This is a genomic window from Nocardia sp. NPDC059228 (genome assembly GCF_042754245.1).
GTDB lineage: Bacteria > Actinomycetota > Actinomycetes > Mycobacteriales > Mycobacteriaceae > Nocardia.
On sequence record NZ_JBHZAL010000062.1, the window covers coordinates 1 to 18,728 of the forward strand.

20 protein-coding genes and 2 pseudogenes are annotated in these 18,728 nt (G+C 66.7%); 10 read left to right on the forward strand and 12 right to left on the reverse strand.

The window, feature by feature from the left end; translation table 11 throughout:
- Positions 1–821: 821 nt before the first annotated feature.
- Positions 822–1,334, reverse strand: a complete 513-nt coding sequence (locus ACFXKA_RS41065; protein WP_379431611.1) for an SRPBCC family protein — start codon at positions 1,332–1,334, stop codon at positions 822–824.
- Between the two features lie 61 nt (positions 1,335–1,395).
- Between ACFXKA_RS41065 and ACFXKA_RS41070 the strand changes: the two genes are divergently transcribed.
- Positions 1,396–2,025, forward strand: a complete 630-nt coding sequence (locus ACFXKA_RS41070; RefSeq protein WP_379431612.1) for a TetR/AcrR family transcriptional regulator — start codon at positions 1,396–1,398, stop codon at positions 2,023–2,025.
- Between the two features lie 50 nt (positions 2,026–2,075).
- Here ACFXKA_RS41070 and ACFXKA_RS41075 read toward each other — a convergent pair whose 3' ends face one another.
- From ACFXKA_RS41075 to ACFXKA_RS41085, 3 genes are read right to left on the reverse strand one after another with little or no spacing between them, the layout of a single operon-like run.
- Entirely contained in the window at positions 2,076–2,228 is a 153-nt protein-coding gene (locus ACFXKA_RS41075; protein WP_354848023.1) for a hypothetical protein, read from the reverse strand.
- Positions 2,229–2,248: 20 nt separating this feature from the next.
- Positions 2,249–3,658 (reverse strand): amidase, encoded by a 1,410-nt coding sequence (locus tag ACFXKA_RS41080; RefSeq protein WP_379431613.1) that lies wholly within the window; start codon positions 3,656–3,658, stop codon positions 2,249–2,251.
- Positions 3,659–3,666: 8 nt separating this feature from the next.
- Positions 3,667–4,422 (reverse strand): GntR family transcriptional regulator, encoded by a 756-nt coding sequence (locus ACFXKA_RS41085; protein ID WP_379431614.1) that lies wholly within the window; start codon positions 4,420–4,422, stop codon positions 3,667–3,669.
- 1,115 nt (positions 4,423–5,537) lie between these two features.
- On the opposite strand from ACFXKA_RS41085, the gene ACFXKA_RS41090 reads away from it, so the two are divergent.
- The 3 genes from ACFXKA_RS41090 to ACFXKA_RS41100 all read left to right on the forward strand — a co-directional run bounded on the left by ACFXKA_RS41090 (position 5,538) and on the right by ACFXKA_RS41100 (position 7,451).
- On the forward strand, positions 5,538–5,789 hold the full coding sequence (locus tag ACFXKA_RS41090) for a hypothetical protein (protein WP_379431615.1): 252 nt from the start codon (positions 5,538–5,540) through the stop codon (positions 5,787–5,789).
- Positions 5,786–6,082 (forward strand): hypothetical protein, encoded by a 297-nt coding sequence (locus ACFXKA_RS41095; protein ID WP_379431616.1) that lies wholly within the window; start codon positions 5,786–5,788, stop codon positions 6,080–6,082. Before ACFXKA_RS41090 ends, ACFXKA_RS41095 begins: the two co-directional genes overlap by 4 nt.
- Before the next feature lie 370 nt (positions 6,083–6,452).
- Complete coding sequence (locus tag ACFXKA_RS41100) at positions 6,453–7,451, forward strand: hypothetical protein (RefSeq protein ID WP_379431617.1); 999 nt, start codon at positions 6,453–6,455, stop codon at positions 7,449–7,451.
- A gap of 13 nt (positions 7,452–7,464) precedes the next feature.
- Here the strand turns inward: ACFXKA_RS41100 and ACFXKA_RS41105 are convergent, their stop codons facing one another.
- Together ACFXKA_RS41105 and ACFXKA_RS41110 are read right to left on the reverse strand one after the other, a co-directional pair.
- Complete coding sequence (locus ACFXKA_RS41105) at positions 7,465–7,944, reverse strand: SRPBCC family protein (RefSeq protein ID WP_379431618.1); 480 nt, start codon at positions 7,942–7,944, stop codon at positions 7,465–7,467.
- A 396-nt stretch (positions 7,945–8,340) separates the two neighbouring features.
- Complete coding sequence (locus tag ACFXKA_RS41110) at positions 8,341–9,120, reverse strand: alpha/beta fold hydrolase (RefSeq protein WP_379431619.1); 780 nt, start codon at positions 9,118–9,120, stop codon at positions 8,341–8,343.
- A gap of 59 nt (positions 9,121–9,179) precedes the next feature.
- Between ACFXKA_RS41110 and ACFXKA_RS41115 the strand changes: the two genes are divergently transcribed.
- The gene (locus tag ACFXKA_RS41115; protein WP_379431620.1) at positions 9,180–10,946 is read left to right on the forward strand and encodes a GNAT family N-acetyltransferase; all 1,767 of its coding nucleotides are present in this window, start codon (positions 9,180–9,182) and stop codon (positions 10,944–10,946) included.
- Between the two features lie 104 nt (positions 10,947–11,050).
- Here the strand turns inward: ACFXKA_RS41115 and ACFXKA_RS41120 are convergent, their stop codons facing one another.
- Positions 11,051–11,503: a hypothetical protein gene (locus tag ACFXKA_RS41120; RefSeq protein ID WP_379431621.1), complete on the reverse strand. Its 453-nt coding sequence runs from the start codon at positions 11,501–11,503 to the stop codon at positions 11,051–11,053.
- Positions 11,504–12,417: 914 nt separating this feature from the next.
- Between ACFXKA_RS41120 and ACFXKA_RS41125 the strand changes: the two genes are divergently transcribed.
- Both ACFXKA_RS41125 and ACFXKA_RS41130 read left to right on the forward strand, forming a co-directional pair.
- Entirely contained in the window at positions 12,418–13,089 is a 672-nt protein-coding gene (locus ACFXKA_RS41125; protein WP_379431622.1) for an endonuclease, read from the forward strand.
- A pseudogene (locus ACFXKA_RS41130) lies at positions 13,059–13,325 on the forward strand (zinc-binding dehydrogenase); the annotation flags it as partial. The gene ACFXKA_RS41125 and the pseudogene ACFXKA_RS41130, both read left to right, overlap by 31 nt.
- Before the next feature lie 403 nt (positions 13,326–13,728).
- Here ACFXKA_RS41130 and ACFXKA_RS41135 read toward each other — a convergent pair.
- Together ACFXKA_RS41135 and ACFXKA_RS41140 are read right to left on the reverse strand one after the other, a co-directional pair.
- Positions 13,729–13,914, reverse strand: a pseudogene (locus ACFXKA_RS41135) (DNA topoisomerase IB); the annotation flags it as partial.
- Between the two features lie 400 nt (positions 13,915–14,314).
- The gene (locus tag ACFXKA_RS41140) at positions 14,315–14,695 is read right to left on the reverse strand and encodes a MerR family transcriptional regulator (RefSeq protein WP_354848065.1); all 381 of its coding nucleotides are present in this window, start codon (positions 14,693–14,695) and stop codon (positions 14,315–14,317) included.
- A 91-nt stretch (positions 14,696–14,786) separates the two neighbouring features.
- Here ACFXKA_RS41140 and ACFXKA_RS41145 point away from each other — a divergent pair, with 91 nt between their 5' ends.
- Complete coding sequence (locus ACFXKA_RS41145) at positions 14,787–15,446, forward strand: SDR family NAD(P)-dependent oxidoreductase (RefSeq protein ID WP_379431623.1); 660 nt, start codon at positions 14,787–14,789, stop codon at positions 15,444–15,446.
- A gap of 122 nt (positions 15,447–15,568) precedes the next feature.
- Here the strand turns inward: ACFXKA_RS41145 and ACFXKA_RS41150 are convergent, their stop codons facing one another.
- Both ACFXKA_RS41150 and ACFXKA_RS41155 read right to left on the reverse strand, forming a co-directional pair.
- Complete coding sequence (locus ACFXKA_RS41150; protein ID WP_379431624.1) at positions 15,569–16,108, reverse strand: GNAT family N-acetyltransferase; 540 nt, start codon at positions 16,106–16,108, stop codon at positions 15,569–15,571.
- Between the two features lie 300 nt (positions 16,109–16,408).
- Positions 16,409–16,618, reverse strand: coding sequence for a hypothetical protein (locus ACFXKA_RS41155; protein WP_379431625.1), 210 nt, complete (start codon positions 16,616–16,618; stop codon positions 16,409–16,411).
- A gap of 617 nt (positions 16,619–17,235) precedes the next feature.
- Between ACFXKA_RS41155 and ACFXKA_RS41160 the strand changes: the two genes are divergently transcribed.
- Positions 17,236–17,955, forward strand: a complete 720-nt coding sequence (locus tag ACFXKA_RS41160) for a PAS and ANTAR domain-containing protein (protein ID WP_379431626.1) — start codon at positions 17,236–17,238, stop codon at positions 17,953–17,955.
- Between the two features lie 293 nt (positions 17,956–18,248).
- Positions 18,249–18,455: a hypothetical protein gene (locus ACFXKA_RS41165; RefSeq protein WP_354848082.1), complete on the forward strand. Its 207-nt coding sequence runs from the start codon at positions 18,249–18,251 to the stop codon at positions 18,453–18,455.
- A 108-nt stretch (positions 18,456–18,563) separates the two neighbouring features.
- Here the strand turns inward: ACFXKA_RS41165 and ACFXKA_RS41170 are convergent.
- Positions 18,564–18,728 (reverse strand): ANTAR domain-containing protein (locus ACFXKA_RS41170; RefSeq protein ID WP_379431627.1); only part of this gene is annotated, 165 nt, incomplete at its 5' end.

Sequence of the window (18,728 nt, forward strand, 5' to 3'; positions counted from 1 at the left end):
GAACTCTTTCGGATACGGCTTGGGCACTGCGACATCCTCTCAGGCCCGCCTCTCGGCAAGCCATCTCGGTTGTCACCTAACCCTGCAGCAGCCCCTTCCAATGCCGGGTAGTTGGGGTCGAAGTTGTGTGGTCGAGTCGCGGGTTCGAGGGCTGTGATGGTGGTGTCGGCTCGGTAGTTGGTGCGGTCGCCACCTGCCCTGGCTCGGTATGTGGAGCTGGCTCGCTCGATGATCCGGGGGCTGACGCGGGTGCAGCGGGCTGGTAGGAGTTGGGTCAGGACAGCGCGGCCGATCGCTTCGACCAGGTCGAGGCGGGTGCCGGCGACGATGTTCGCAGCCTGGATGACTATGTCGCGGGCGGTGTGCAGGGCGATGGTGAAGCTGGCGCGGTCGGGACTGGATGAGCAGGTCCGCGTCGGTGGCCGCGATCTGCCCGATCAGGGTGGCGACGGCGAAGTTGAGGTCGGCCAGCAACAGCATGCCCGGTCGTAGGTAGCGGACAAGCGTTGGCGCGTAGCTGGTTTCGCCGATGCCGGCCGGGCCGAACACGGCGTCGACGACGGTGCGGGTGTCGCAGGCCACCACCGTCAGCAACCGCAGCAGCGGATATCCGGTGCCGCCGTGATTGCCGGATTGGCGGGCATAACGGGTCAGGCGCCGAGCAACGCCACGGCGGCTCGCAGGCCGGGAAGCCATGCGTTCCCAACCACACCAACGAATCCGGAGCCGCTCAATGACCGCCATCGCACCCTCCCTCGATCTGGCCCGTGCCGTGCTGGCCGCCCAGCCGTTCGCGTGAAATGTCGAATCGTCCGGTGGGATTACTGGTGGACTCTGTCCTTGCGGACCTGATCGCTGTGGATCCGCGCGCGCAGGAAGCGAACGTAGCGGCTGTGGCGGCTCTTCGGCGTCGTCCCCGGAACCAGTGCGGTCTCTGCGAGGTCGAGGGAGTCTTCCAATAGGGCGTCGTGCAGCCAGCGCCATGCGAGGGGCCAGGTGAACCGATCTTTTCCGTGGGTTCGCATGATCAACTCGTGCGTCAGGCGAGTGTGTGCGGCGTCCAGCTCTTCCACGATGAATCCGTGCGTCCCGTCGAAACCGGCCGGGCGATGGAACCGGAACTTCACCTCGCGTCCGGGGACGTATTCGACGCAGGTGTAGCGGATCGGCCCATGGCCGCCGATGGCATCGACTCCCAGCGGCCGGTCGAACCGCATGGCGGGCCACCGCTGGATCGGCCACAGCCGGTCGTCGTCACTTGCCAGCGTGTCGAGCAGCCGGCCCACCGCCTGAGCATCGGCTGCGATAACTCGACTGTGGATATTGCTCACCATGATCCGGGCCTTTCATTTAGCGATTGCTCTCTAATTGCAATTAGAGGGTAATCTCTAATACGTGTCAAGGAAGCCCACACACACCCTGGACTCGCTTCTGGACGCCGCTGCCGACCTGGCCGCGTCCCACGGCGCCGCGGCGGTCACCATGAGCGCGGTTGCGGCTGCCGTGGGCGCGCCGAGCGGCTCGGTCTACTACCGCTTTCCCGACCGGGCGGCGCTGCTGGCACGTCTGTGGCTGCGTAGCGTGGATCGATTCCAGAGCGGGTTCCTCGACGCCTTGCGTATCGACCCTCCGCAGCAAGCTGCGATGCGGGCCGCGCATCACGTGACCGACTGGTCGCGACGGCATCCGGCGGAGGCCGCGGTATTGCTCGCGGGTCCGGAAGCCTTCGGGTCCGCGCAGTGGAGTGCCGAATCCCGCGACGTGGCTGCGGCGCAGCAGGCCCGAATCGATGACGCCGTAAGGGAACTCGGCGATCGGCTGGGTTACCGCAGCCGGGCCGATCGGGAACGGCTGGCTCTGCTGATCATCGAGTTGCCCCATGCGGCCGTGCGGCGATGCGCGCGCAAGGCCGACGCCGACCTGACCGACACCGCCGAGGCCGTCGACCGGATCGTGGGTGAGGTGCTCGGTGAAGGTGTCGATGTGCTCTTCGATGCCCCTGCGGATTGCGAGCACGGGGGTTGACGGCGGCGTCGGTGCTCGGTCGTCGCTGTGCTTCGGCCAAGCTCGATCTGTCAGCGGAGGCTGTCGAAACCCCCTGCGGGGTCGAGGTATTGGGCATCGTTCACCCGGTGGAGCAGTTCGGTCATCGTGTGCAGGGCCCGGCCGAGGTTTTCGATCGCGTTGTTCTCGGCGGGGTCGGGGGACCAGGTCGTCGGTTCGGTCATCGTCGGCTCCGAATCGTGTGTCACCGGATGGTGGGGATGGCCAGATGGTGGGTGGTGCGGCGCTGGTAGGCGTCGCCGGCGCGGAGCACGGTCGCCTCGTCGAAGTGTTTGCCGCTGATCGACATCGACAGGGGCGTCCCGTCCGCCGATAGTCCGATCGGGAGGGCGAGGGTGGGGTTGCCGAGCGGGTTCCAGTACGGGGTGTGCAGGGATGCGAGCACATCCAGCGGCTGAAACTGATCGATGGCGTCGAGTCGCGGTGCGCCGAGGTGTCCGGTCGGAGTGACAACGAGATCGACGTCGTTGAGCAATTCGGCCATCCGGGTCGCGGCGATCCGCCGGACGCGTTGTGCCTGTAGGTAATCCGAGGCGGAGATTTCCGAACCGGACGCCAGGACGATTCGGGTGGCCCGTCCGTAGTCCATCCAGCGACTGCGCAGTGGCGAACGGTGGTAGGCATGGGCCTCGGCCAGCATGACGACGACATCGATCGCCACCACCTCGGGGTACATCGGAACTTCGACGGGGACGATGCGGGCCCCGGCCGCGGCGAGGACATCCAGGGCGGCGGTGAACCGCTGCGGCTGGATCAGGTCGATGCCCGCATTGGCGTAGCGGTCGAGGTTGTCGACTCCGATGGTGAGGCCCCCGAGATCGCCGGTGAGTGCGCCTGGGTACTCGTCGACCGGTGCCGTCGCACTGTAGGAATCGGCGGGGTCGTGCCCGGCGACGATCGACAACAGCAGGGCGCAATCGGCCGCGCTGCGAGCCATCGGTCCCACGTGGTCGAGGGTGTAGCCCAGCGGTACCACGCCGGACTTGGGTACGCGGCCGAAGGTGGGTTTGAGCCCGGTGGTTCCGTTGAACGCGGCGGGGATTCGGATGCTTCCGGCGGTGTCGGTACCGATGGCCGCCAGGAACATGCCGGTCGCGAGGCCACTGGCGGATCCGGAACTCGACCCGCCCGCCCAACGCTCGGTGTCCCAGGCGTTGCGTGGAATCGGGAAGGGCTTGTCCGGATCCGGTACGCCGACGGCGAATTCCATGGTGGTGGTCTTGCCAGTGATGATTGCACCGGCGCGCTCGAGCCGCTCAACCACCGCGGAGTCACCGGCGGCCATACCCCACGCGGAGTCGAGCGCCTGGCTCTGGGCAGTGGTCGGTCCGTGCGTGCTGGCGAGAATGTCCTTGATGCCCAACGGGATTCCGTCCAGCGGTGCCAGCGGCTGTCCGGCCGCGATCTTGGCATCGACCCGGGCGGCCCGGTCACGGGCGAGATCGTCGAATCGGGCCAGGTACACGCCAATGCGGTCGTCGAGGGCGTCGGCGGCGGCCAGACACTGTTCGAGGAGCTCACTTGCGGTGGTCTCGCCGTGGCGCAGTGCCGCTGCGGCGTCGGTGACGGTGGTGATCCGGGTGGTCGTGGTCATGGGTGTCCTCATCGGCAAGGTTGCGGGGTCAGCGATCGAGTCAGATCGATGCGGGGTATGTCACCGAACTTCATGACGACGTCACCGCGAAGAGCGCCGAGGGCATAGTCGACCGCCTGGCCGTCCGAGTCGCGAATCGTCTGCTCCCACAGCAGAATCGGCTCACCCAGCGCAATCTCCAGCAGTCTGGCGGTGCACTCGTCGGCCGCGACGGCCTGCACGGACAGATCGAAGCCCGCGACAGCCACATCACTGCAATGCAGCAGCGAATAGAAGTCGGTGCGAAACTCTTCCTGGTCGACTCTCGACGCCTCCGGGGAACGGAGGTAGTTGGTGAAGACCGCCATCGGTCGGTCATCGATGAGCAAGACATAATCGATGCACAGGCAGTCCTCGTCGACCGTGACGCCGTCGAGTTGAGTGGCGACCGCAAGCGGAGCGGGAATCCAGGTCCAGCGCAGAACACGCGGCGTGATGTGACCGTCTGCGAGATATCTCTCGAACAAGTTGCCTTGTGCCGGTAGGACACCCGGCACCACGTACTCCTCCCGGACCGTCATGGTGCCGACTCCTCGCCGGCGTACTACGAGTCCATCGCGGCGCAGCAGATCGAGCGCCTCGCGCACCGCCTCCCGCGATGCCTGATGTTGCGCCATGAGCTCGAATTCGGACGGCAGTCGGCCGTCGACGAAAGCGCCCCGGCGAATCTCGGCCCGCAACAGGTCGCGCACCCGCCGCCCCGCCAATTGGGCGGACCCGGGCATCACCTGGTCGACTCCACTCTGGAGCCTCGAACGGCAGGACCGGTTGTCGATGTCCGCAACCGGAGCCCGGTGCTGTCGATGATCGTGCATGAGGCCAGGCTGCGTGCTCGCACCGTTACGCGGCGGAGTATGGAGTTAACGTTGAGTTACGCCGGAATCTTCGCTATACGCGACGCTATCTACCTGCGAAAACGTCCTTCCAGCAACGGTGTTTCGCGGGGTTGATCAACAGGTCGCTCTGTGGTGTGTCCACCGCCAACGAAGACGGCGGCCGCTGTCCTCACCTTTCCACCGTATAACTCGCAAATATCTTCCGCTCCTTCATTTTTCGAGAACAGAGTTCACCCACCATGGCCGATGACGAATTGGAAGTTCCACGCTGGGCCGAGCTCGCCGCATGGGCGACAGTCTGATGCACGATTCCGTCGTGCACATGGCGAGTCTCGGCCGGATTCGGGATTGATGTCGGATCCACCGGCGAACTTGGACGGCTCTACCGCGGAGCGGAGTTTGCCGGCTACGTTTGGACCTTGACCAGGTGTCACAGTGCGCGGCGGTTCTCAACCGCGACCCGGTTCGCCTGTGGGGCGAGTGAATACCGGCATAGATCCCGCGACTGGGCGGTCGCCGAATCCACCCACTGGCCGCCATCATCCCCGCCACGTTCGGCGAGACCGGGCCTCGGCGGAACCGCGCGGGGCGGGGTGATCAGGTGACAACCTGTCGATCCGACCCGGCCGTCGCGCAATGGCTTCGCCGTAGATCAACGGCTGTGGGGCGATCTCGCTCGGGCCGCGCGGTCCGTGCTTGTGTGGAGCAGGGTGCCGGACGCAGCGTCATCATCGCGATGGCCAACAGGGCGTAGGTGAAGCTGCACGTCGCGGCCCCGAGGGGGCCGGTGGCATGCGGGCCGGCCGGGCCGAGCACGGCTGCGGCCGCTGCCACGGCGGCCGCGCGGTGGGCAGGTTTCCGATCCCGTGGCCGAGGGCTTCGACTGGGGGTCACCGAGTTGACGGTGACCAGGGTGAGCAGGTAGCCGGAAGTCGGCAGACGGCAGACGGCACGGCGACGTCGTCGGGGCGCGGATTTGTCGGGTCGCGGGTAGGATTGGGGGTATGACTCGTCGGACTACCAAGGTTTCGCTGTCGCTGGAGTCCAGCGCGTGGGAGATCGCCGAACGCGAGGCCGGCCTGGCCGGGATGTCGCCGTCGGCGTGGATCTCGAAAGCGTGCCGGGACAAGGCGATTCGCGACTTCCGGCCGGTGATGAAGCCGGTCGCCGAGGCGGACGCGGCCGCTGAATACGAGGCGGAACAGGCCGCGGCCGAGGCTGCCGAGGCTACGCGCCGCCACAAGGGCGCTGCGTGAGGCGCGGGGACATCCACCATTACGGACAACCCGGTGCGGCGCTGACGAAGATCGTGCTGCTGGCCTCCAACCAGGCGGTGCTCGACAGTGAACGATCCTGGTTCATGGGCCTGGACCTGCTCGACGAAGGTGACGGTGACCTGCTGACCGTGCCGATCCCTGAGCACGGGTGGGTCAACACGGCCGCGACGCATCGCCTGTATCGCCCATGGGTGGGTGATCGGGTCGCCAGCACTGCCCCCGAAACCATGGGGCGGGTCGAAGAGGCGCTGCGCGCGTCGCTGGACCTGTAGCCCGTGGGAGTTTCGTCCGGTCTGTAACTTGTTGCCCGGCACCGGCACCCGGCACTGGCTTTCGACATCGTCGGAATACCCGCCGATCACGCATTCCGGCCGAGCGCGTTGATCAGCGAGCCCTGACCACCGAAAGTCAGTCCGCTGATCAGGGCAGTATTCGCAGCGCTCCGACGCTCAGCATGGGACACGAGAAATTCGCATCCAATGCGACCCGGCGGTACTCGGTTCGTCCGGATGCCTTCGTTCGCGAGACACCCTCAGCGACAGTGCCTTTCGCAAGTCGAACCCATAACGCATTCCGTGACGCGGCAACGTCAAGCGGTCAGTTGGCACTGCAGATGCAAGTCCCATCGATAGGATCTGCCGTATGTCGATCGAGGTGGGAGCAGTTCATCGGATTCATAGATTGCTGTCGAGCGCATGTGCGGCGGCCGCTGTGGCCGGACTGATCGCGACCGCTCCGGTCGCGCACGCGGAGACCGATGGCGCTTCGTGCGCGCAGGGCTGGCAAGCCGATATTCTCGCGTCGGGTCTGGGTGGTCTGGAGAATCTCGAGCCCGACGGGGGCGGCGGCTTCTACGTGTCCGGCATTGTCAAAGGCGTCCTGTACCACGTCGATTCCGGTGGCGAGGTCACCGCGCTCCTGTCGGGTCTGGACAATCCGGCTGGGTTGCGGCTGATCGGTGACGATCTGTACTTCCTGACCGGCGACGGCACCGCGTTCGCCGGCACCGGCACCCTGCGGCGCTACAACGTGACCACCGGCGCGGTGACCACGCTGTTGACCGGGCTGGTTCAGCCCAACGGGTTGCTGCTGCTTCCCGACGGGGACCTGCTCATCTCCCACCTGTCGATTCCCATACCGGTGGGCATGAGCCGGTATCGGCCGTCCACCGGTGAACTCACCTCGCACTGGTCGAATACGCCCTACCCCAACGGTATTGCGCTGACAGCGGACCAGACAGCCATCTACACCGAGAACGACTTCACCTCGCAGGTGCTGAGAATTCCGCTGGATGCGCCGACGGCCGCCACTGTGGTCGCCAGCGTTCACGACGGCCTCTTCCCGGGCCTCGACGACATCGAGGCCACCCAAGCCGGGCAGATCTATCTCGCTGGCGACACCTCCGGCAGCGTCTACAGCATGGATCCGGCGACGGGCTCCACCTGCATCATCGCTACCGGCTGGCAGACCCCGAGCCCGATGCTGCCCAACGGCCCGACCTCGGTCCGGATCGCCCGCGACGGACAGGGCTGGGCGCTGTATGTCACCAGCATCGACGGCAACCTACGCCGCCTGCGTCCCCCGCCCGGGGTCGACCTCACACCCGTACTCGTCGACACCGGCGTCGCACCCCAGGCCTAGCCTGAATCGGGGGTCACAGTGCTGCTTCGGCGGCGCGGACGGCGCGGACGAGGGTGGCGGTGGCGTAGCGCCGCCAAATGGGTGCGACCGCAAGGCGGATGAACCAGTACCGACCTGGGCGTGGATGGAACGAATAAGTCCAGCGGACAAGGCAATCCGAACCGTTCGGGGTGAAGGTCCACTCTCCACGCACCTTTTCGACCAGAAGACGCAGCGGGCCGGTGAAATCGGTTATTTCGTAGGCGAAGCTGTGGGGCCGGGTATAGGCGATGAGGCGTTCGCGGGCTGTGGAGCCGTCGGACAGGACCGGAATGCGGGTGTTGCCAATGGTGTCCCATGGCCCGGACTGGTCGCGGACACCGTCGACGCCGGGCAGGGGTCCCATTCCGGTGAAGATGGTGGTCAGGTCGATCGGCTCGATGATGTCGAAGGCGGTCTCCGGTGAACTGCGGCAGGGGGATTCGACGGTCACCGGCACATATCCGAGGCTCATGCCGCCTATTGTGCCCTTGATTCAGTACCAGGCTGGGGCTCGTGCACCGCGGGCCCGATCGCGTCGGTATGTGTTGCTGACGTTCCGGTGATCCGCCACCGGCGGAGCCGACCACAAGCGCATGGCAACGAATAGTTCTGTGCCGCAACGTTGTTCACGACGCCAGTGGTGGCATCACCGGCGGGCGCGGGGCGTGCGGCCTGGCGCTGCGCCACACGAGATCCGGCCGGCGCTCGGCTGTTGTGCACCCGTTCTGGGACCGATTCGATCAGTTCCGTGTAGCCGGAGCGCACATTTGGGCGCTCGGGCCCCAGTCGGACCGGCCGACGGCGAGCTGTGGGCACCGGCGATCGTATCGGGCGGTTGGCCCCAGAACGAATCGCTGGGGCGTCGTGCCTACCCGTGTCGTGCTACGTCCTCACACAGGATGCTCGGCCAGCGTGCGAGATCGGCCGGTGTGTGCGCCACCTCCAGCGTGGCCTTCGGCAGCAGGTCCACCAGCGCCTCGGCGGTCGACACCGGGTGGGCGGGGTCGTCGATCCAGGCCAACACCGTGGTCGGCACCTCGATCGCGGCGATCGCCTCGGGGGCGGGCAGGTCGCTCATCGCTGCCCCGCGGAACAGTGAGGGCAGTAGGTGCTCGGCGACATCCGGCACGGTTTCCGGCGTTCCGGCGGTGGCCGGCGGGCGAGGCACGGTGAGATCGGCACCGAGGAAGGCGTCGAGTCCCTGCTCCTCGATCAAGCGGGCATTCTTCCGGTAGATGTCGGCCTTCGCGGCGCGGGTGCGCCAGGCGGTCGCGGGCACCAGCAGGGTGAGGCCGGCGAATCGGCCAGGATCGCGGACAGCGGCATGCAGCAGTGTCCCGGTGCCCATCGAAGGACCGACACCATGCACCTGTTCACCGGGGAACCAGTGGTCGAGCAGGTTCAGCAGGTCATCGGCCAGAACCGGCCACCGATAGTCCTCGGGGACGGTACGGCCCGTCGAGTGGCCGTGGCCGCGCGCGTCGTACCGCAGCAGTCGGGTTCCGCTGAGTCCGCGGCCGAGATCGAGGTCCATCAGACGGTCGCGGTGGCGGCTGGAGGTGAGGCCGTGGAGTTGGACGACGGGGTGGCCGCCCTCGTCGCTCAGTTCCACGTCGAGGTCGGCGCCGGGAACACGGAAGGTCGGCACGGCGGCTCCAGGGTGCTGGTGAGACGGCAATCGCTCGGGAAGGAGCCTAGGATACCGTCATGCGGCTGACCAACGTCGCGCACTTGCGCCTGCCGTTCGGCCGCCTGCTGGGCTTCGACGTCACTGCGGGTCGATTGGGCCGGTCACTTCCCGTGTCCTTCGACCAGCGACGCCACGTCGGCGCCGGCGACCGAGCGGGATCCTGGATGGCGTTGTCCTTCAGGCTCTCCGCGCCGGTACCGCCCGACGAACTCGCGACCGCCTGGCTGGCGGTGATCGAACGGCACGGCACGCTGCGGTCGGTCTTCGTGCCGGGCGAGGACGGCGAGCCTCGGCTGCACGAGGTCGATATCCTGCCCGGCGGCTGGGTCGAGCATGTGATCGCTCCGGGGCAGGCGGTCAACGACGCGCTCCGCGCCGTGCTCGACCGTGCTTGTTCACCGTACGGTCGTCCGTCGTACCGGCTCTGCGTGCTCGAGACCGCGGTAGGGCCGACCGTGGTGATCGCCGCCGACCACGCGCACGTCGACATGTGGTCGATGCTGGTGATCGCGCGCGACCTGCTCACCGCGCTGGCCGCGGTGCAGAAGGGTCGTGCACCGTCGTTGCCGCCCGCCCCCGCCTTCGCGGAGCACACCCGCGCGCTGCGGGACCGCCCGCCGGCACCCGACGAGGTGCACCGCCGCTGGGCCGAGGTGCTGGCGGGCAGCGGCGATGTGATGCCACGGTTCCCGCTGCCGCTGGGTGAGGCGACGTTGCAGGAGGAGCGCGTGGAGGTGCGCGATGTCCTCGACGTCGACGACAGCGCCGCGTTCTCGGCGCAGGCCCGCGACGACGGCGTCTCGACCTTGGCGCTGGTGGTGGGGGCGATGACCGAGGTGACCCACGAGTTGGCCGGCACCGCACTGCGGGCCGTGTTTCCGGTGCACAGCCGGTACGACACCACCTGGCACGACTCGGTGGGGTGGTTCATCACCAACTCGGTGCTCGAGTCGGCCGACCCCGATCCCCGTGCCAGCGCGGAGGCGGTGAAGGAGGCCGTCCGGATGGGGTCCTGGCCGCTGGAGGACATCCTGCGTCCGTGGGGCGGGATGCCCGAGGCGCCGGGGATGTTCGCGATTTCGTGGCTGGACCTGCGTCGGCTGCCGGTGCGAGTCGACGCGACCGGATTGGAGGCGCAGTACGTCGGCGCCACGATTCGGACCGACGGCGTGATGCTCTGGTTCATCCTCGACGAGGCGGGGCTGCACCTGCGCTGCCGGTATCCGGACACTCCCGAAGCCCGGCGGCACGTCGGCGCCTGGCTGGACACGCTGATCGACCGACTGCAGTCACGGGCACGGGCTTCGGTCGGTGGTCGGCTCCGACTCGGCGACCGGATCTATCGTGTGCAGCGGGCGGGGCGTGCCGACGTGCCAGCGCTGGTCGCGCTGCTCTCCGACGACGAGATCGGCCGTACCCGCGAAGGTTTCGAAATTGCCCGCTACGAGGAGGCATACGACGCCGTCATCAGGGACCCGTCGCACTATCTGGCCGTGGTCCGGGACGAGGGCGACCGGATCGTCGGCACCATGCAGCTCACCATCATTCCGGGGCTGTCCCGCGGCGGCGCCACCCGCCTCCAGATCGAGGGAGTCCGGGTCGCTGCCTCCGAACGCTCTCGCGGCATCGGAACCGCGATGCTCGAGTGGGCACACGCCCACGGCAGGCACCGAGGTGCGACACTCGCGCAGGTCACCACAGACCGGGTGCGCGAGCGGGCTCACGCCTTTTATGCGCGGCTCGGGTACGACAACAGTCACGTCGGGCTGAAGCGGGCGCTCTGACCGATTCCCGGCGCTCGCTCAGGGGCGCGAGAGGGGCGCCACTAGCGGACGCCCTGGGCCGCGGGCCGTTCGGTGTCGGCCGCGACCGACTCATGCTTGTAGTACTAGGAGCTACCGGTGTTGAGCAGCCGATCGATCTGGCTGCAACCGATGGGCCGGGGGCGCGGGGTGTCCGGTGTGGATCCGCCGGGTGCGGGCTGGACGTCCAGTGTGATCGCCATGGTGTTCTTGCCGTCATTGGTGGTGAGGACGTGGCGGCCGGCCGTCGACGGGATCCAGCTCACACCCGCGACCGGGGCGAGCGGGATCTCCGGATTGCCTTTCGAGATATTGCTTCCGATGCACACGCCGTTGTCGTAGAAGCTCACGAATTCCGTCCCGTAGGAGGTTGTTGCGCTGAGAACGTAATAGGTTCCGACGTAATAGGTTTGACCAGCAGGATTGATCGTGAACGCGACAATATCGGCGGATGCGGCGGGTGCGCCGGTGGCTACCGTCGCAGCCAGTCCTGTCAATCCCCAGCCGATTCGGTGGCCGGGGCGGGAATGTGTGGTCATCGATCTCCTGATTCGGGTTTCCGAGGTTTATGGGTCGAGGAACGCTACCGTGAGGTACGACTGAAACGTGGCGATTTCAGTATCGGGGTCTGTCCCGACTTTCAGGGGTCATCTGTTGGGGCTCAGCCTTCTTCGCGACGCAGCATGCGCTGCAGGTGATCGAGTTCCTGCGCTGGCTGGTTCACGAGACTGACGATCTACCGCAACCGACTGCCGACGCCAATCACATGAGACAGCACACCTGGAAGCTGCCGAGATCACCGCGAGACAAAGGCCTTTCGAACAGACTTGAATCGGCATTACGGGACGTTCAGATACCCGCGAACTCCAAGGCCACAGGACCCCACATTCGGCCTCATCGGCGGAACCTGACTGCACGAGAACACCGCGATCTACCGCCGCGAGTCGCAGTATTCCGGCCGGGTGTTGTGGCGCTGGAGTGGACCCCAGCACCACACACCTCTCCGAACATCTCGGCCGATCGTGTCAGTCTCGCGAGTCAACCTCAGGCCGACGGTCGGCGAGGAATGGGGCGCCCCGGTCCGGCCCAACCTTTCACCCCGACTCGGCACACGAACGGTGGTCCAGGCCCACCCGCTGAAAGGCCGGGCCAGCCCCGACATCATGGCCGAACCGCCGCCGATACGCGTGCGAGACGTCGGCTCTGCCGTGAGGGAGTGAACACCGCAGCGAACACGAACCTGGAGCGAACACGCGCCGCGCTTCAGTAGCGTCCGTGCGGATCGATGGCGCGGGCCTACGCCGATATCTCCGCCGAGGAGCTGGCGATGGCCGGGGGTGCTCGCTCGAGTGACCACTCGGCTCAACGCGGTGCTGGAAACCGCGTGACCCGTCGCCTGTGTCGATCTGTCACCTGCGGGTACGCCTGAAATTACCGAGGCAGGGAGAAAACAATGACTCAGCAGGACGTGGTGAACGCATTGATGGATCGGGCGGGCACGGGCTACGCGGCCGAGGCCGGAATAAACCTGGCCGATAAACCCGCTCCACTGTTCCAACTGCTCATGCTCGCCGAATTGCTCAGCACCAGGATCTCCGCCGATATCGCCGTCGCCGCTGCCAAGGAGCTGGTCAGCACCGGATATCGCACCCCACAGCGGGTCGCCGACGCCGACTGGCAGGAACTGGTCGACGCACTCGGCCGCGCCCACTACAAGCGCTACGACGAAAGTACGGCTTCCCGCCTGGGGGATATTGCTTCCCGCATCCTGGACCGCTACGGCGGCGACCTGCGCAAACTGGCCGACGAAGCGGAGCACGACCCGGCCCGCGCCGCCCAATTGCTGCAACAGTTCCAGGGGATCGGCCCCACGGGCAGCGATATCTTCCTGCGCGAAGTCCAAGACATATGGACCTGGGCGCGACCGCATTTCGACGAACGCGCGCTGCGCGGCGCCGAACGCGTCCGACTCCCCGCCGACCCGGAGCGACTGGCCGACCTCGCCCCCGAAAACCACACCGCCGACCTGGCCGCGGCGCTGGTCCGCGTCACCCTGAACAACGAGATCGCCGATCAGGTCCTCGCCGCAACCAAACGGGTGTCATCCGCGGGCTCCTCGACCTGACCGGAGACCCGGACAAAGTGATCACCATCGCCGATCTCGAGGCGCCGATGCTCGGTATCCGATTCGCCGGTGTCGGCGGCAGCATGCCCGAAGCTCTCGCCGCGGCCGTCGACCTCATCGCGCGCGGGAAGCTCCACATCCCGGTCGACCGGTCATATCCCCTCACCGAGGCCGCGTCCGCGCACGCCGACAGCCAGGCCGGGCACACCCGCGGACGCCGGGTCCTGCTCGTCTGAACCGATCGTGCCCCTCACCACCTCGGCGCAGGCTGACCCCGCCCGATCGCGGCAGGACCGGGCGGTCGCGACGGTCACGGTCCATGGCCCCAGCGTCGGGCGGCGGGGGATCCTCAGCGGCTCGAGACGGCGGGCTGGGCGGTTCCCCGACGCCACCATGCCGATCTACCGCGGCGTGCAACGCGCGCATTGCCCGCACCCGTGCCCGGGCGCCGGCCTGATCGAAAGCAGAACAGCCACATGAGACTCGCCAACCTCGACGGCCGCGCCACTCTCGTCACCGACGAGGGTGTCATCGACATCGCGCACGCCTCCGGTGGCGCGCTGCCCAGCGACCCCGACCACGCTATCGCCGACCTCGACCAGATCCGCGTCTGGTTCGAGGCCACTGGCCCCAAGGCCGATGTCCGTTGGGATGCGGACAGATCCAGACCTTCCGCCACGCCGGTGGAATGGCCAACGCCCGGATTCGTTCCAAGGTCGAGCCGTCGATGTCGGGCTTTCCCTGGGCGGTGGTGTAGGAGAATCCACGTCCGCAGCGTCGTCTGACGATTCCCGGTGCGTGAATATCACTGCGTCGCAACCGCATTGCTGATCCTCGGGGCGGGCGTGCGATCGACCGGGTCGGATGCGCCGATGCCGGAGGTGAATTCGTGAATCCGTAGTGGTCCGCCCGCGGTTCGCGACAGTGGCGGAGTGTCGATGTCGGCGGCGGTGCGTGTTCCGTCGAGCACTTCGAGCAATGCTTCTACGGAGCTGTAGCGGGGGCTCCATCCCAGCACGTTGTGGGCACGAGCGGCGTCAATGACGACCCCGGATGACCTGAACGCAGTTAATGGGTGGCACCGCGTGGTGCCACCCATCAACTCACGTCGAGACGCGACCTAGTTGGTGTTGATTTTCAGGCCGGGGTTGGCCGCGAGGATCGACTTGATCGGCTGCGCGTACGACCGCGTGGCCGGAGAAGATCGCCCTTCAATTGGGACCCCTCAGAGGTCAAACGTCCCGGACACCGGCTGATCTTCAGAGGTTGACAGCAGGCTGTCGAGGGCTTGCCGGGATCGTTCCAGTCGGTTGATCGCCTCCGACATGCGAGACCGTTCGCGCGCGAGGTATCCGGCCATCTCCGGGCAGGTCGCGTGCAGCTGACCGGCCCGGTACTCGGTGCACGGGAGCACGATCGCGATGGTCGCGGTGTTCAGGCCCGCGGCCAGCAGCGCGCGGATGATCCCGACCCGGATCACGTCGGCGTCCTCGAACATGCGGTGCCCGCCGGACGTGCGCCGAGGCGACAGTAGCCCCCGTTGTTCGTAGTACCGCAGCAGTCGGTCCGGGACCTCCGTGCGGGCCGCCAGCTCCCCGATCTGCATATGTGGCCTCCGTCACTCCGGCTTGATCCTGACATCGATGTCAGGTTCTAACGTCGTGGCATCCAACAAGGGACGACGGAAGGAGATTCCCATGTCAGGAGCGGTCATCATCGGTGCGGGTCCAGGTCTGGGGGCCGCGGTGGCGCGCCGGTTCACACGCGAGGACCTGCCGGTCGCGCTGATCGCGCGAGGTGTGGGGGTAGCGGATCTGGCGGCGGCGATCGAAACGGACGGCGGGACGGCCGTGGCCCTGCGCGCCGACGCCACCGACGGTTTGGCCCTGCGAGCCGCCCTCGATGCGGCGGTGGACGCCCACGGGGTGCCGGACGTGCTGGTCTACAACGCCGCGATCATCCAGCGCGACCGACCCGGCGAGCTGAGTCGCGAGCAGCATCTGCGCGCCTGGGAGGTGAACGTGCTCGGCGCGATGGACGCCGCCGGCCACCTCGCACCGGCGATGGCCGGGCACGGCGGTGGCACGATCCTTCTCACCGGCGGCATGCCGCTCCCTGACGCCCGCTACGCCAGCCTGTCCCTCGGCAAGGCCGGACTCCGGGCGCTCACCGCGCTGCTCGACCAGCAGTACCGGCCGGGCGGGGTCCACGTCGCCACCGTCATCGTCGACTGCCACATGGTGCCCGGCACCGACTCCGACCCCGATCTCGTCGCCGAGCACTACTGGACGTTGCATCAGCAGCCGAAGGACCGGTGGCAGCAGGAGATCGTGCACACGGGCTCGACTCCGGTCTGAACGGCGGGCCGTTGCTGCGGAGCTGGCAACTGACACGCCTTCGCCTTGCGCCGGCTGAGTTCCTCATGCCCCAGCGCGACCGCCGACAACCTCCAGCCTCGGTGATGCCTGTCCGATGTGGGTCAGGCGGTGAGCTCGAGGGTGATGAGAGTGAAGCCCGTGTCGGGGTCGAGGTGGCGGGTGATTTCACGGAAACCCAAGCGGGCGTAGAAGGCTCGGGCGCTGGAGTTGAGCTCGAACACGTCGAGGGTCACCGTGGGGTGCAGGCTTAGCGCGTGGGCGACCAATTGCCTTCCGATGCCCGATTTTTGGACGCCGGGGTCGACGAACAGGCCACCGATCTCGGCATCGAGCATCCCCAGCAGCCCCACCACACCCCGGTCCGGCAGCTCGGCGACCCAGTTATCGGCGTGAACGAGATAGATCTGGCGAAGCTTGCGCTCGCGCTCCCCGGTGCCCTCCTCCGCGATGAAGGGATGCGCGATGCGGGTGGCGCGGCTCCAGAGGCCGACCACGGCCTCCTCGTCCTCGGGACGGTAGGGACGGATAGTCACAGAGGTCGGTTCGGACAGTCGGGCAGCCGCGTCGGCACTGGGAGTCGTCACGAACAACAAGCTTCGCTGCGCAATAGCTGCGTTGGCAAACGTTTTACGGCCGGTCACCGGTGAGGATCCCGCCATCGATCACGGCCACCGCGCACTGGGTCCCGCACCTGGCCGGCCATGTCGACTACCGCGAACGCACCGCCACCGGCCTGCGCCACCCGTCCTGGCGCGGACTCCGATTCGACCGCTCACCAGCGGACATCGCAGTTCCCGAGCACAACTGGCCTTCCGCCGCGGCGGTTGGCCATCGCTTTCCGAACGCTGGTACGTCAATAGCCTCGGAGCCGCCCGCGGCCGCACCACCGGCTGCCGCCGACTGGGGGCCGGGGCCTGCAGGCAATCGCGGGTGCCCTGAGCTCATCGGTAGTCGTGTGTGACGGCCAGCATCTTGAGGGCCATCACCCAGCCCGCGCCCAGGACAGCACCGCCAGCCGCGGCGGTGGGCACCGACCGTGTCAATGCCGTCAAGCCCAAGAAAAAGATTATGCACGCGACCGCCGCCAGAGCAGTGCCGGTGAGATCCGCGCTCGTCGTATTCGAGGTCCGATTACGTGAGTTGATGATCATGACACCAGAGTTGCCCGAATAGTAATTTATTAAACTGTGATACAACATCCTGTGATGTGCATTGCGCATATCAGCTGGTAGTAGGCATAAAATTTATATGACCCGACGACCGATCGGCTGTCGTCGTCTTCCTGGAACCGAGTTTCGATTCGTGTCACGGTGGGTAATAGCCGCGGTATTTCCTGGTTGAACAGCTCTTTTGAGGAATGTGGACGGTGGTCTCCAACGCTCGGGTGGCTGCCGATCCGTTTGCGCGTTCTACCCGCACGCACCGGATTTACCGAAGGAAGCATCAGAGACGCGGCTGCGATGGACGCAACTCTTCGCACAGTGCTTGTCGCATCGCGCCGACCGGCGTACCCCGACACAGAGCTTGGCTGTAGCGGTGGGGCACTTCCGTCGCCATGGCGGGGGGACGACGCGATCGCCGACAACCCTCCCGCCCTGGCGATGCCGTCCGATCGGGCCAACCCCAGAATGACAAAAGGATGCCTGTTCCAGGCACAGTGCGCTGCAACACGCAGAGCACTACGCCTTGCCGTCCGCCCTCGGTGGTGTTGACGCACCTCAGGCCGACATCGCTGTCGATCTCCTCGGGCGAAGCGGACAATCAGGTCATGGATTCGCGCGCCGAGTCATCCCGCGTATCGCGAGGGCGGGCATCTGGGCCACCTGTCTCGCCGGGCCCGTGGACGGGTAGTTTCCGGTTCTGGTTCGCCACGCGGCGCTGGGAGTGGTCACCGGAGGTGTACAAGATGCACGGCTACGCCCCCGGCGAGGTCGAGCCGACGACCGATCTGCTGCTGGCGCACAAGCATCCCGGCGACCGTGAGCAGGTCGCCGAGATCATCTCTCGTTCCATCGCGCATGGCGAGCCGTTCTCGAGCCGGCATCGGTTCATCGATACCCACGGCCAGGAGCATCAGGTGATGGTGGTCGCCGACCGCATCCTCGATGAGGACGGGCGCCCGGTCGGCACTGCGGGGTTCTACATCGATCTCTCGGGCACGCTTGCCGATGCCGGGCAGTATGCCCTCGACACGCAACTGCCGGGCCTGATGGACGCGCGCGCCACGATCGAGCAGGCCAAAGGCGTGCTCATGCACATGTATCAGGTCAACAGCGAGCAGGCCTTCCAGTTGCTGCGGTGGCGCTCACAGGAGACCGGGGTCGAACTCCGGGCGCTGGCCGAGCAACTGCTGGCCGAACTGTCGAGCGTGCCGCCCCCGGCGGAGGCCCTGGCCAGGTTCGATCACCTGCTACTGACCCTCCACGAACGCATCCCCACCGACCCCACGCTGCCGATCGCTGCCGAAGGCAGTGACGTCGAGCAGTGACCAATCCTTCTTCGTTTTCCGAACGAGGCGTCGACACTCGCACACGGACACCGCAATCCGGACATGAGTGCAGGCGCATCGCAACGCCGGCGTCCGTGTGCGAGTGGGGGTTCCGGGTGGAAAGGGCTCGAACCGGGTCAGAGGTGGTTCTCCTGGACCTGCTTCAGAGGTACTGCATCGGGCAAGACCTGATCGGGGGATGCCGCGGTGGCCCGGGTCTGGGAAGGGAAGGGAGAGGCAGAGGGGGAGCGGAGTGCGTGGAAAGGGAGCAGACTGGACACAGAAAGGTCATCATGCGAGCGATACAGGGACTGCTCAATGTGGTGTTGGGGATCGTGACGGCCGTGCTCGGCACGGTAGTCGGGTTGCTCGCGACCGTGGTGTGGATTCTCGGTGCGGTGTTGTGCGCGACGATCCTCCTGATCCCGCTGGGACTTCCTGTCATCAAGCTCGCCAACCGTCTGTTCGGTTCTGCTCGACAGTTGATGCATATCCCCTGACGCACCTCCCCGACGTGAATTGCCATCCGAACATGCCGGGGCATTCGAGGGGAGAGACGCTACTGACACGTTTCGCCACGAGGGCCAACTGACATCCATGCGGTGTGGTCAGTGGGCGATGCGTTCGTGGAGGGTGAGAAGGATGTGGTCGAAGGCCGACACGGTGGCGGGTTCGGCCGGTGGCACGGTGGGCAGTTCGCGCAGTAGTTGTTCGGCCAGGGCGCGGAGTTTGGTGTTGGTTTCCTGGGAGCGCCATACGAGCAGTTTGAATGC